General features: G+C 58.3%; 8 protein-coding genes. 2 read left to right on the top strand and 6 right to left on the bottom strand.

The genetic code is table 11. The features are described from left to right. Positions 1-151: 151 nt before the first annotated feature. Positions 152-1,306 carry a hypothetical protein gene (locus tag LF252_RS19165; RefSeq protein ID WP_226271206.1) on the top strand — a complete coding sequence of 385 codons (1,155 nt, stop codon included), beginning with the start codon at positions 152-154 and terminating at the stop codon, positions 1,304-1,306. A gap of 95 nt (positions 1,307-1,401) precedes the next feature. Here LF252_RS19165 and LF252_RS19160 read toward each other — a convergent pair whose 3' ends face one another. Next, positions 1,402-2,013, bottom strand: a complete 612-nt coding sequence (locus tag LF252_RS19160) for a HupE/UreJ family protein (RefSeq protein ID WP_226271205.1) — start codon at positions 2,011-2,013, stop codon at positions 1,402-1,404. Positions 2,014-2,176: 163 nt separating this feature from the next. Further along, positions 2,177-7,072 (bottom strand): beta strand repeat-containing protein, encoded by a 4,896-nt coding sequence (locus LF252_RS19155; RefSeq protein ID WP_226271204.1) that lies wholly within the window; start codon positions 7,070-7,072, stop codon positions 2,177-2,179. A 274-nt stretch (positions 7,073-7,346) separates the two neighbouring features. Here LF252_RS19155 and LF252_RS19150 point away from each other — a divergent pair, with 274 nt between their 5' ends. Beyond that, positions 7,347-8,282, top strand: a complete 936-nt coding sequence (locus LF252_RS19150; protein WP_226271203.1) for a hypothetical protein — start codon at positions 7,347-7,349, stop codon at positions 8,280-8,282. Positions 8,283-8,340: 58 nt separating this feature from the next. Here LF252_RS19150 and clpB read toward each other — a convergent pair whose 3' ends face one another. From clpB to LF252_RS19130, 4 genes are all read right to left on the bottom strand, one after another. Then, the gene (gene clpB / locus LF252_RS19145; protein WP_226271202.1) at positions 8,341-10,953 is read right to left on the bottom strand and encodes an ATP-dependent chaperone ClpB; all 2,613 of its coding nucleotides are present in this window, start codon (positions 10,951-10,953) and stop codon (positions 8,341-8,343) included. A gap of 127 nt (positions 10,954-11,080) precedes the next feature. Continuing rightward, the gene (locus LF252_RS19140) at positions 11,081-11,842 is read right to left on the bottom strand and encodes a hypothetical protein (protein ID WP_226271201.1); all 762 of its coding nucleotides are present in this window, start codon (positions 11,840-11,842) and stop codon (positions 11,081-11,083) included. A 115-nt stretch (positions 11,843-11,957) separates the two neighbouring features. Continuing rightward, positions 11,958-12,401 (bottom strand): type II toxin-antitoxin system VapC family toxin, encoded by a 444-nt coding sequence (locus LF252_RS19135; protein ID WP_226271200.1) that lies wholly within the window; start codon positions 12,399-12,401, stop codon positions 11,958-11,960. Further along, positions 12,398-12,670: a hypothetical protein gene (locus tag LF252_RS19130; protein ID WP_226271199.1), complete on the bottom strand. Its 273-nt coding sequence runs from the start codon at positions 12,668-12,670 to the stop codon at positions 12,398-12,400. The genes LF252_RS19135 and LF252_RS19130 overlap by 4 nt, the downstream gene beginning before the upstream one ends. Positions 12,671-12,699: the final 29 nt, after the last annotated feature.

The raw sequence follows: 12,699 nt of genomic DNA, 5'->3' as shown, positions 1-12,699 counted from the left end.
AACAGGCGTATTGGTGTAATACTTTTTTTTAGCTGGTATGGCCCCTGTAGGTTTGGAATATTCTATCCGCAAATAGACTTTGTATAGCGCTGTGCATAAGGTGTTTGTGGAAGAATACGGCTTTCTGTCAACCATAACGCCTACACTAACTATGTTTACAAAACGCGTTACGCAGCTAGCTTTTCTAGCAGCGTTGGGCCTCGGGACTATAGCCTGCGAACAGCAGGATGTGGTACCCTCGAAAGGCGCCTTAGTAGCTCGTTCCTCTAGCACGGAGGGCGAGGAAGTTACCTCCACCGAGGACCGCAACCATCTCGCGTTATTGCTGGCCGTAGAGCTGGGTAGCAATGACAAGCTGCGTGGTTTTTTACGGGAGCAGGCATTGGCTCAGTTTGATGGGGACTACGACGTGCTATATCAGCGCGTAGCAGGCGAGAGTATCGGGGGAGAAACACTGGAAGACATTTTCACGCGGCAATACGCCAATCAGGCAAAGCAGCAAGGTCGTGATGTTTCCGTTGATGAAGCCCGAAGCTGGGTACAGCGCACCATTGGCGGTATTCCACTCTGCCAGTTTTCGGTACCCGTGCTGTGCGAAAAATGGGACGAGTCGTACTCCCCAGTAGTATTTGCGCTGCCAGTCGATTTCGACGATATGAAGGTGGAGTCTTTCCGCACGTTTAATCGGGACGGAAAGGAAGATGTGCTGCCTGCCAGCGTGGAGCCAGAATACCCGGTGGTCGTAATTGGTAGCAATGAGCGGGTAAACGAGAAAGGTGAGGTTGATGAAACCGTTACCACGGCTAACCGCTACAACGGCGCTATGGAACGCCTTGAGCGTTACAAAATCCGGGATATTAGCGCCATTGAGCACTGGGCATTGGGTGGCCCTGAACTGCAGATGCAGTACTGGGTAGCGCCGATGCCTAATTACGGCGGGCCGCCACCATATCAGCCGGCTGTGGCACCTTACCAAATGGGCACTTGGTCGCAGAATCCCAGCCGCAACTCCGTGAAAAACGGGCAGTGGATTAGCACTGGAAATCTGCTCTATTACTGGTACCTGAATTCCTACGGGTCAACCTTCCGCGACATTTGGGTTGAGCGGGATTTTGGTCCGAATATCCGACTGAATCTATCAGTAACGCTGCCTAAGGGAGTAGTTATAACGTTCAACCCGACGATTGGCTCCAACGATGAGCGGATGGGCGAGCAATTTGTAAACTACTACGACCCCCACTGGCCGCAAAACCAGCAGGACCCTTATGCGCCGGGTGAGGTATACTACTTCCGGGCCAGCTACTAGCAGTTAGCACTGCTTACATGAAATCGTATGGGACGAGTGGAGCCATTTGGCTCCACTCGTCTTTTTTGTTGTAGAGTTTAATTCAGCAACCTCGATTACCCCAGAAATTGCCCTAGTAGCAGAATAATGGCAATGCCCAGCGCCGCGCCGCTGGTAGTCAGCAGCCAGTCGCGGCGGTGCACGCGCAGGCCGCGCAGCAGTACAAAGCCCAGCAGCAAAATCAGCAGCACAATCACCAGCTGGCCCAGCTCCACGCCCAGGTTGAAGCTTAACAGCTCCAGCATCGGCCGGCTCTGGCGGCCCAGCAGTTCGCGCAGGTAGCTGGAAAAGCCAAGCCCATGAATCAGCCCGAATATCATGGCCAGCAAATTGGGCAGGGTCAGAATAATAGGCTGCGGGCCAGTGCGCTCAGGCAGCCGGTTCGTTGCACTACCAGCCCGCGCCAGATTCAGCAGGCAGGTCAGCACAATGGTTATCGGAATCAGCGTTTCAATCAGCTTGGGTGAGTATTGCACCACGTTCAGCGTAGCCAGGGCCAGCGTGATGGAGTGGCCTACCGTGAAGCTGGTAACCAGCGCTACTACCCGCCGCCAGTCCTGCAACACGTAGGACGCGCATAGCGCCAGCAGAAACACCAGGTGGTCGTAGGCCCGCAGATTGAAAATGTGATGAAACCCGAGTTGTAGATAAGTGCTGAAAACGGACATGCGGAGCGCTGACGGGGAGAGGCAAGTGCTCAAATATCATCATCCTGTGATATATATCAGCACAAAGGCCGAAGTTGACCTTATCGGCTGCTGAAGTAGCCAGCAAAAAAAGCTCCCTGCTGGCCTTGCCAGCAGGGAGCTTTTTAATGGAGAAACCCAAAGGTTATTCCTTCACAATGCGCCGCACATCCGTGCCGCCCTCAGTACGGGCGCGTAGCACGTACACGCCGGAAGGTAGCTGTGACAAGTTGAGCGGCTGCTCCAGGCGGCCGGCCGGTACCGTTACGGTACGCACCTGCTGGCCTACTGCGTTGTACACCGTCAGCTCCACTGCTTGCGTGTAACCGGCCAGCTTTACCGTCAGGAGCCCATCGGTGGTGGGGTTGGGGTAGAGCGTGAGCGTGGTGCCCGCCAGCGGTTTGGCCGCAGCCGTTACTACCAGCGGTAGAGAAGCCGCCGAAGCGCAACCCGCTGCTGAGGTGGTTACGACCGTGTAATTGCCGAACTGCGCAGCCGAATTCACTACGTACGTCTGGCCCGTAGCACCGGTAATGGCCGTGCCGTTCAGGTACCACTGGTTTCCGGTGGGGGCGCTGCTGGTGAGCGTAGTTACGGAGCCAGCGTACTGCGCCGTCACCGTCGGGCGGGCAGGGGTGGCGTTGATGGTTACCTGGAAGGTAGCCGAAACCGCGCCGCAGCCACCCGAAGCAGCTACCGTGTTGGTTACCGTGTAGGTGCCAGCGGTGCTGGTCGAAGGCGTGATGGCCCCGGTGGTAGCATCAATAGTCAGACCCGTGGTGCTGCTGAAGGTGCCGGCCGTAGCGCCGCTAGCCAACGTGGGTGCCACCGTGCCGGTAGCGCTGGTGCAGTAGCTGGCATTGGGGTAGCTGAACGTAGCCACCGGTGCAGCAGTAATGGTTACCTGAGTTGTGGCCGTAACTGCGCTGCAGCCGCCCGAAGCAGCTACGGTATTGGTCACGGTGTAAGTGCCCGGGGTAGAGGTGCCCGGCGTGATGGCCCCGGTAGTAGCGTTGAGCGTGAGGCCGGTAGCAGAGCTGAACGTGCCGGCGCTGGCACCGCTAGCCAGAGTAGGCGTAACCGAACCCGAAGCCGAAGTGCAATAGCTGGCGCTGGCGTAGCTGAAGCCCGCCGTAGCCGGAGCCGTAATGGTTACCTGGAACGTAGCCGAAACGGCGGCGCAACCACCCGAGGCCGCTACTGTATTCGTTACCGTGTAAGTACCGGGAGTCGAGGTGCTCGGCGTGATGGCACCCGTCGTACCATTGAGGCTCAGGCCCGTGGCAGATGTAAAGGTGCCAGCCGTAGCGCCAGTAGCCAGTGTGGGCGTTACGCTTCCGCTGGTTGTGGTGCAATAGCTGACGCTAGCGTAGCTGAAGCCCGCCGTAGCCGGTGCCGTAATCGTCACTTGGGTTGTGGCCGTAACGGCGGCGCAAGCGCCCGAAGCGGCCACGGTGTTGGTTACCGTATAGGTGCCCGGCGTTGAAGTGCTCGGCGTAATAGCGCCCGTCTGAGCATTAATGGTCAGTCCGTTGGTGGAACTGAAGGCACCAGCGGTAGCGCCGCTAGCCAGAGTAGGCGTAATCGTTCCCGAAGCCGAGGTGCAGTAGCTGGTGCTGGCATAGCTGAAGCCGGCGGTAGCAGGAGCGGTAATGGTTACCTGGAACGTAGCCGAAGCCGCTGCACAGCTACCCGAAGCGGCTACCGTGTTGGTCACGGTGTAGGTGCCGGGGGTAGAGGTGCTCGGCGTGATGACACCGGTGGTAGCATCAATGGTTAGGCCCGTAGTGCTGCTGAAGGTGCCGGCCGTAGCGCCGCTGGCCAATGTGGGTGCTACCGTGCCGGTAGCGCTGGTGCAGTACGAAGTAGCTGCGTAGCTGAAAGTCGCCGATACCGCGTTGGTAATGGTTACCTGAGTTGTAGCCGACGACGGGCAGGTACCGCTTACCGAGTACGTAACGGTGTAGGTGCCGGGCGTGCTGGCGGCTAGGTTGATGGTGCCGGTGGCGGCATCAATGGCCAAGCCCGTGGTGCTGCTGAAGGTACCGCCCGTGGTGCCCGTGATGGTAGGCGTGGGGTTGGTGCCGCTCTGGCAGAAGGCGTTGCTGGCGTAGCTGAACGTAGCCGTAGTGGCCGGATTCACCGTTACCTGCACCGCGGCCGACGTGGCCGAGCACGAACCCGTGGTAACCACCACTGAATACGCGCCGCTAGCTGATACAGTAGCCGTGTACGTGGCCGCAGTAGCCCCGCTGATGGGTTGGCCGTTCAGCAGGAACTGGTAGGAAGCACCCGTCACCGGCGTGGCGTTCAGCGTGAGCGTGCCCGAACCGCAGAAGGTAGTGGGGGTAGCCGCCGTGAGGGTGGCTGTGGGTCCAGCTGTTACCGTCACCGTTACCAGCGAGGAATACACAATCCGGTTGTCGGCCGTCTGAATAACGGCGCGGAAAGTAGTGGTCTGGGTCAGGTTGTTGAAGGCCAGAGTAGCGCCGGTATTGGTGCCGGGCACGGCTGTAAAGCCGCTGCCCGTGTTGGCCTCGTACCCCGTAATGGTGCCCGTGTAGCCTGTAAGCGTCAGCGTGCCCGAGTTGGTGCCGCTGCACACGCTGGCCACCGAGGAAGTCAGCGTACCGCCTTCCGTATTCGCCAGCACAAAGAAGTCGTTGCCCGGCGTAATAGGCTGCGTCGAAACAATGCCCGTAGTGGGCGTGGAGGCTGCTGCGCCACCAATGCTGGCATAGGCGCCGTTGGCAGTAGCTGCCTGCGCTACCACGGTGGTCTGCGAGCCACCCACGATATCGTCGCCGCCGTAGCTGAGCTGCACTGTGGCCGAAGCCGGTAGGGCCGCCGTGTTCTGCAGGCGCACGTAGCGCGTGGGGTTCAGGAACGATACCCCGCCCGTGCCCGTGCCACCTGTAGCTCCGCTCACAATGGTAGCCGTAAAGGTCTGGGCTCCGGAAGTGGTGATGCCGCCTACTAATACCGGGCGCCAGCCCGGACCGTCGCCAATGGCAAACGTGCGGCTTACGGGGGTAGTGCTGTTCACGGTAATAGCCAGGGGGCCACGCACGTAACTGGTGGCCGAGCCAGTAGGCGGCGCACCTACCGTAGCGGCCAGAATCAGGGTGTTGGCCGGCGAAGTACTCAGAACGCCGCTAGTCAGGAACAACGACTGCGTAGCATCACCGCGCACGGTCAGGTTGCCGCCTGCCAGCGTTACGCCGTTACTGTTCGCAATAGTGAGGTAGTCAATAGTACGGTTCGCAGGAATTTCAAAGCCCGTGGTACGTCCCATCGTTTCCTGGGCGTACAGTACCTGCAGAGCGCCGTTACCGATATTAAAGTTTGGCGCTACATCAAAGGAGCCCGCCGGGTTGGTAGCCCCCGTAACGCCAATCTGAATAATCTCCAGCACCGCCGTGCCGTCGCCAATGGTGAGGTTACCGGAATTGATGAGGTTCCCGGTGAAGAAGTTGGTACGGTACACCGTCAGGGGCACATTCAGGGTCACACCTCCGCCGTTATTGTCCAGTGTGAGTGTGCGCAACGGAGTCGTAAAGGTGCCGGTTCCGCTCAGTGCCTGCGGAATGCTGCCCCCGAAATAGATGGTGCTGCCAGTAGTAGCGCCGTTCAGGGTACCGTTGTTGGTAATGCCTGAGCCAAGTTGCAGCAACAAGGCTCCATTCAGATTGAGGGTAGCAGTGGGGCTAACCAGGAAGCTGCCAAACACGTTCGTCTGGCCCTGCAATACCGCGCTGCTGCCTCCTGTAACCACCACGTTGGGCATATTACCCCGCACGCGGAAATCGAAATTGGTGGCCGTAGCTGCAGTACCAATATTTAGGGTGCCACCGGTAAAGCCATAGGTGCCCGCCCAGTAGTAATCAAGCGGAGTAGTAGCCGTGCTACGCTGCACCAGATTAATCGTGCCCCCCGAAATAGTAGTGGGACCATTTACGCCAAGAGAAGGCGTGCCGGAAGCATTGGCTACCGTAGCAACATTCAGGGTACCACCACTCATTGTGAAGGTCATAGTCCCCGATACGCTGGAAGCCCCCGTGAAATTGGTGAACCGCCCGGTTGTGGATAGAGTACCACCTTCCTGCGTGTACACCGAATTTGCGCCAAAAACCAGTGAGTTGCCTGCACCGGTACCTACGTTGTAAGTGCCAGCCGATACGCGCAACAGGCCGTTCACGGTGCCGGAGCCGGTCTGGCCCACTACCGTGAAGTTGGGGTTATTCAGCCAGAAGCCGCCGGTAGCCGGAATAATGTACGACACTACCCCAAACACTTTATTGGATACCGTGTTGGTGCCCGAAATTTTCAGGGTACCGGTCATGTCATCAACCGGCGTAGTACCCGTAGTGCGGGTCAGCAGAAAACCATCGGTGCTGGCGGCTCCTTTCACCGTGAAAGCCGGCAGATTCATCTCTACCACATCGGCCCGCACCGATTTGGCCAGGGTTACGCTCTGCAAATCGGTGGTGCCCGAACCGCTGAACGTGGCGTTGCCGGCCCCGGTAAAACGCAGGTCAGAGCCTACGCTGGTGCTGGCGCTCAAATCCAGCGTGCCGTTGTTGGTGACGCTGCCGCCTACCTGCACCTGGTATGCCGTGGTGGCCGAGGTAAGCAAAGAGCCGGTGCTGTTAATGGTAAGCGAGGCGCAGCTGGCCGCCACGTCCACCGTTACGGTAGCTCCGCCCACAATCGTCACATCATCGGCGCTAGTGGGTACCACGCCGCCCGCCCAGGTAGCGGGGCTGCTCCAGTTGCCCCCCGCAGCCGTAGAGCTGATGCTGGCCTGTACCCCCCGGATTTTCTGGGCGGTGGCCGGCACCGGCGCTTTGCTGACAGCACTGCTGCCTGGCAGGGGAACGGCGGTGGCCGTTACGCGGGCCGCCTCCGACCCCAGTCGGTGCTGGGCCTGGGTGAGCGGGCTTATCAGCAGGCCGCAGGTGGTAGCCAGCAAGGGCAGCCAACTGCGGTGTTTTCCAACCGACGTTCGTCTGGCTGGAGCATTCTGTACTGTTAGAATCATGCAAAAAATGGTAAGAGTGGGAAAATGGGTAAAGCAGACCTGCTAAGGGCACTACATCACAGAAAAGCTGAAACGCGGGATGACGCCCAAAAGCGAAACCACAAGCAGAAAGCGGCCTCTGTTCAGAAGCACATTTTGCGTTGAAATACAGAAAATAAGGTTTGGATGGAATGCGGTAAGATAGAGTAAATATTCTGTTTGTTCGCTAAATAATATAAGTGCTTGCTGGGCCTTTGTCGCTAGTTTTACGGACTTATCGGATTGATTTGACGTTATGAGAAAACAGCTACTGATAATGACATTCGCCGGGCTGGCCGGGGCCGGCACCAGTCGTGCTCAAACCACTACGCCGCTGCTTCAGGCACCGTCGGAGGCAACCCTCACCCGCGCTGACACAGCAAGGGCGGTGCATGAGCTATATAAAAGCCGGCGTGGTGGAGCGGCCGCGTGGCTGGGGTTGGGCACTGCCAGCCTGCTGGCGTCAATCTTACCTGCTCAGCAGTCCACCAGTGCCGGGGTCTGGACGCCGGGCGTAGTGGCCGGTACTGCTTTTGTAGGTATTGGTTTGAACAAGAGTATTGGTTTTTGGTGGAGTAAGGAGCGGAAAGTAATGCGCGAACTGGCCGCTACCGGCCACCTGCCGCCCAACATTACCCGCCGCCTCAAAGGCAACTTCAAGCCTCTGCCCGGTTTGGCCGCTGAGTATAATCCGCTCCTGTCAACCGGCGTACCGGTAGCGCCCGACACGGCCCCGGCTTCCACTAAGATTAGTATTCCCTTCGCGGGCGTAGCTACCTCCGGCTACACTCTCACCGATTCGCTGGATGCCGTGGCGGCGCTATTTCAGAACAAACGGCTGGTAGGCCAGCTGCCGGTGCTGGCGGTGCTGCCCGCCGCCCGCCTGCTGTCGGGTAGCAGTGAGGCCGACCGGCAGTACAACGTGTACACGGGGCAGTACGAGGAAAATAAGCCGTCGGCCGGGGCAGTGGTTGCGGGGTTGGGACTGGCTATTGGCGGTGTGGCGTACATGTTCATCCACAACGCACCGTACTCCAACGCCAAATACGCCGAGTTGGTAACGGCCTCGCAATCCGGAGCCCCGATTCCGGCCAAGTGGCGCGCCCAACTCAAGCCCAAGCACTTCGACCAAGGCCGGGAGCTGCGCAACCGCATGCTCCGCCGCGAAGCTCGCAAAAACCGCAACAAGTAATTAGCAAAAAACCCCGCTGGCACTGTGCCAGCGAGGTTTTTTAGTTAATCAGCAGTGGTTACCCAACCGTCGGAATTTCCACGTTGTTGAAGCGGATGTGCCCGTCTTCGAGCACGGCTTCTACCACAGCATCCTTACTCACGCGGCCCGAAAGGATGTCTTTCGACAGCTCGTTGAGCACCATGCGCTGCAATACGCGCTTCAGCGGCCGAGCCCCGAAGGTGGGGTCGAAGCCCTGCTCGCCCAGGTAGTCGAGCACCTCGTCGGTGGCTTCCAGGCGGATGCCGGCTTCTTCCAGGCGCTGCTGAATCTGGCGGAACTGGATATCAACAATCTTGCGGATTTCCTTGCGCTTCAGGGGCTGGAACATCACAATTTCGTCGATGCGGTTCAGGAACTCAGGGCGCATGTGCTGCTTCAGGCGGTCCACCACTTCCTCGCGGGTGCGGTCAATCACCTCCTCGTGGTTGTACTCATTCAGCTCCTTGAAGTTCTTCTGAATGATGTCGGCCCCGGTGTTGGAGGTCATGATGATGATGGTGTTCTTGAAGTTCGCCACCCGGCCTTTGTTGTCGGTGAGGCGGCCGTCATCCAGCACTTGCAGCAAGATGTTGAACACGTCGGGGTGGGCCTTTTCGATTTCGTCGAGCAGCACCACCGAGTAGGGCTTGCGGCGCACGGCCTCGGTCAGCTGCCCGCCTTCGTCGTAGCCCACGTAGCCGGGAGGTGCCCCAATCAGGCGCGACACGGCGTGGCGCTCCTGAAACTCGCTCATGTCGATGCGCACCATGGCGTTTTCATCGTTGAACAGGTACTCGGCCAGGGCCTTGGCCAGCTCGGTTTTACCCACGCCGGTAGTACCCAGGAAGATGAACGAGCCGATGGGCCGCTTGGGGTCCTGCAAGCCCGCCCGGGAGCGGCGCACCGCATCCGAAATAGCCGCAATGGCCTCCGATTGGCCCGCCACGCGCCGGCCCAGCTCGTTTTCCAGGTTCAGTAGCTTGTCCCGGTCCGACTGCAGCATCTTGCTCACCGGAATACCGGTCCACTTAGCTACCACCTCGGCAATGTCCTCGGAGGTTACCACTTCCTGCAGCATCGAGCCGCCGTCCTTCTGGGCTTCGGCCTGGGCCTGCAGCTCCTTCAGCTTGGCTTCGGCTTCCTGAATTTTGCCGTAGCGCAGCTCCGCCACGCGGCCGTAGTCGCCCTGGCGTTCGGCCTGCTCGGCTTCCAGCTTGTAGCGCTCAATGTTCTCTTTCTCCGTCTGCACGCTGGTGAGAGCCGATTTCTCGTTTTCCCACTGCGCTTTCAGCGTGTCGCGCTGGGCCGAGAGGTCGGCAATTTCCTTGTTGAGCACATTTTCCCGGTCGTGGTTTTCCTCGCGCCGGATGGCCTCGCGCTCAATTTCCAGCTGCATGATGCGGCGCTGCACCTCGTCCAGCTCCACGGGCATGGAGTTCAGCTCGATGCGCAGCTTGGCGGCCGCCTCGTCCATCAGGTCAATAGCCTTGTCGGGCAGAAACCGGTCGGTAATGTAGCGGCTGCTCAGCTCCACGGCGGCAATTACGGCGTCGTCCGTAATCCGCACGCCGTGGTGCAGCTCGTACTTTTCCTTGATGCCGCGCAGGATGCTGATGGCGTCGGGCACGGTGGGCTCATCCACCACCACGGCCTGGAAACGGCGCTCCAGGGCCTTGTCTTTCTCAATGTACTTCTGGTATTCCTTGAGCGTGGTGGCCCCAATGGCGTGCAGTTCGCCCCGCGCCAGGGCGGGCTTGAGCAGGTTGGCGGCGTCCATGGCGCCTTCGCCACCGCCGCCGGCACCAATCAGGGTGTGTATCTCATCAATGAACAGCACAATCTGCCCGTCCGAGTCGGTTACTTCCTTGATAACGGCCTTGAGGCGCTCCTCAAACTCGCCCTTATACTTGGCCCCGGCCACCAGCAGGCCCAGGTCCAGACTCATCAGGGTTTTGTCCTTGAGGTTTTCGGGCACGTCGCCGGCCACGATGCGCTGGGCCAGGCCCTCGGCAATGGCGGTTTTGCCCACGCCCGGTTCGCCCAGCAGCACCGGGTTGTTCTTGGTGCGGCGGCTCAGAATCTGCAGTACCCGCCGGATTTCCTCGTCGCGGCCGATAACCGGGTCCATCTTGCCCGAGCGCACCCGCTCGTTGAGGTTGATGGCGTAGCGGTTTAGGCTCTGGTACTGGTCCTCGGCCGACTGGCTGGTGACCTTGCGGCCCCCGCGCAGCTCCTTAATGGCGGCTTTTAGGTCTTTTTCGTTGAAGCCGGCATCCTTCATCAGGGTAGCCACGGCATCCTTGCCGCCCAGCAGCCCCAGCAGCAGGTGCTCCACCGACACGTATTCGTCGTCGAACTCCTTCAGGAAGCCCGTGGCGCGCTGCAAGGCGGCGGCGGCCTCGTTGGAGAGGTAGGGCGAGCCCCCGCTCACTTTGGGGTAGGCCGTTATAATGGCATCGAGGCGGGGCGTGAGGATGTTCAGGTTCACGCCCAGCTTCTTGGCCAGAAACGACAGCACGTTCTCGTCGCTCTGGAAGAGGCCTTTCAGCAGGTGGCCGGTTTCAATGGCCTGCTGCTGGTTGCCCCCGGCAATTTCAGTGGCCTTCTGCACGGCCTCCTGTGCCTTGATGGTATAGTTATTAAAGTTCATGGGTTGCTTTCGTCGTAGGTAGGTGCTTCGGGTTAGGAAGTTCTACGAGACGTTTAGCAAACGGGGTGCAAAGGTATATTTACTGACTTTTTGGCTTAAATCAACGATTTAATAGGATAATAATTGGTCATAATGGCATATTAGGTAAGAAATTATAGCATACAAGTCGGATATGATGAGTGGTTGTTACCGACTTAGCTTCCAGAGTAGCAACTTGCCAGCGACGACTACGCAGGATACGGTAGGCTTCAGTATAATAGCGGTGGGTGATGGGTAAAGGAACAAACTTATGCATCGGTCCAGTGCCCGTAGTACACTGCTGCAGGCGTAGGCTGCTGACTTGCCCACCGCCGTCTACGTTGAAAGTGATAGTGACCTGCAACTGACGATTCTTCCTGAAATCGGATTTGTAGGCAAACTGCTGGATGAAAAGATCCTCTGCTTTAGCTACGCCGACCGGATGAGCATTACGAAAGCCTTTGCCGATTCGGTGGAGACTATCGGCGCGCAGGGCGACACGCCGAACAATACCCCGACCGAACCTAGATTCAATGGCCGCAATCATGTATTCGTTGTAGCAGGCAGTTTCTTGAGGAACAACATCCCCTTCATTGATAAAAATTGCAGTAATGCCGTACTGCCGCGCCAGAATTTCCCGGAAAGTAGGACTGTCGTCAATAGTACTGGGCAGGATAGAATAATCAAGATGTAGCCTTCCACGTGCTGTTTCACGTTGCGCGTCAGCTATGTATTCAGTACAAAGGCCCGCGTCGAGCGTGTCGTCAGTTGCGCGCTGAATGCGCCGGAATATTTCGTTAGTAGAAGACTGAGCTAAAACAGCAATAAAAGGAGTTAAAAAGAACGAAAGTGAGAGTAATAAATGCTTCATTAGAAAATAAAGGAATAATTCATCAAGAGTATAACTACACCTAACCTTAATCGGCGGAACGAACCATCAGCTGGCAACGTGTCGCTGAGGGCGGAAGAGGAATTAGGGTGGAGTGTTACACGTTGCCAGCCGCTGCTGTTTCCGAAACGTCGTCAATCCAATTCTCCAGCCGGATGCCTTGCAACTCCGCGAAGTGGCGGGTGTTGCGGGTGGCGAGGGTGAGGCCGTGGGCCAGGGCGGTGCAGCCGATGAGCAGGTCGAACTCACCCTGTAAGCGGCCGATACTTTTGAGGTGGGCTTTTTGCGCAGCATATATCTCAAAGCAGCTGCTGATTGGTAGAATGCGGCCGGCAAAAACTTCTCGCAGGTCTTGTAGGAATTGCTGGTTGGCCGCTTGCTTTATTGGGGCACTACGGGCTACTCCGTACAGCAGCTCGGCAACGGTTAATTCCGATAGAAAACAATTGGCGTAGCCGACCTGCCGAAGCTTGGAAGCCACGCCAAATTCATTTTTGGACAGGTAAACACAGATGTTGGTATCGAGCAAGAACTGCTTCATAGCGCAATGTCCCGCGGTGTGTCCTGCCGGTCCTGCTGTAACTGCCGGGCTAACTCTTCGCCGCTTTCCTCCGACTGCCAGGCCCCAGCCAACCGTTGGAATAGCTGCTCTAATTCAGCTTCTGATTTGGGAACCGTGGCTGACGCTCCGTAGGGCCTGGAGGCCGGATGCGTCAGAATGCGGGCTGTTACGTTGGGCACGCTTTGGAGCAGCCGGAGCACGTTGGCGGCCTGGTCGTCGGGAAATTCCAGTTCGAGGGCGAGTTTCATATTCCTGAAGATAGCAGGTAAACGCGTGA

This window comes from Hymenobacter pini (assembly GCF_020421205.1).
Classification (GTDB): Bacteria; Bacteroidota; Bacteroidia; order Cytophagales; family Hymenobacteraceae; genus Hymenobacter; species Hymenobacter pini.
The sequence above is the reverse complement of the archived record's forward strand: the minus strand, read 5'-3'. Positions and strand labels throughout refer to the sequence as shown.

Excerpts from the sequence above, each read along its gene's own strand:
- LF252_RS19165 (WP_226271206.1), top strand. The coding sequence starts at position 152 with ATGTTTACAAAACGCGTTACGCAGCTAGCTTTTCTAGCAGCGTTGGGC.
- LF252_RS19160 (WP_226271205.1), bottom strand. The coding sequence starts at position 2,013 with ATGTCCGTTTTCAGCACTTATCTACAACTCGGGTTTCATCACATTTTC.
- LF252_RS19155 (WP_226271204.1), bottom strand. The coding sequence starts at position 7,072 with ATGATTCTAACAGTACAGAATGCTCCAGCCAGACGAACGTCGGTTGGA.
- LF252_RS19150 (WP_226271203.1), top strand. The coding sequence starts at position 7,347 with ATGAGAAAACAGCTACTGATAATGACATTCGCCGGGCTGGCCGGGGCC.
- clpB (WP_226271202.1), bottom strand. The coding sequence starts at position 10,953 with ATGAACTTTAATAACTATACCATCAAGGCACAGGAGGCCGTGCAGAAG.
- LF252_RS19140 (WP_226271201.1), bottom strand. The coding sequence starts at position 11,842 with ATGAAGCATTTATTACTCTCACTTTCGTTCTTTTTAACTCCTTTTATT.
- LF252_RS19135 (WP_226271200.1), bottom strand. The coding sequence starts at position 12,401 with ATGAAGCAGTTCTTGCTCGATACCAACATCTGTGTTTACCTGTCCAAA.
- LF252_RS19130 (WP_226271199.1), bottom strand. The coding sequence starts at position 12,670 with ATGAAACTCGCCCTCGAACTGGAATTTCCCGACGACCAGGCCGCCAAC.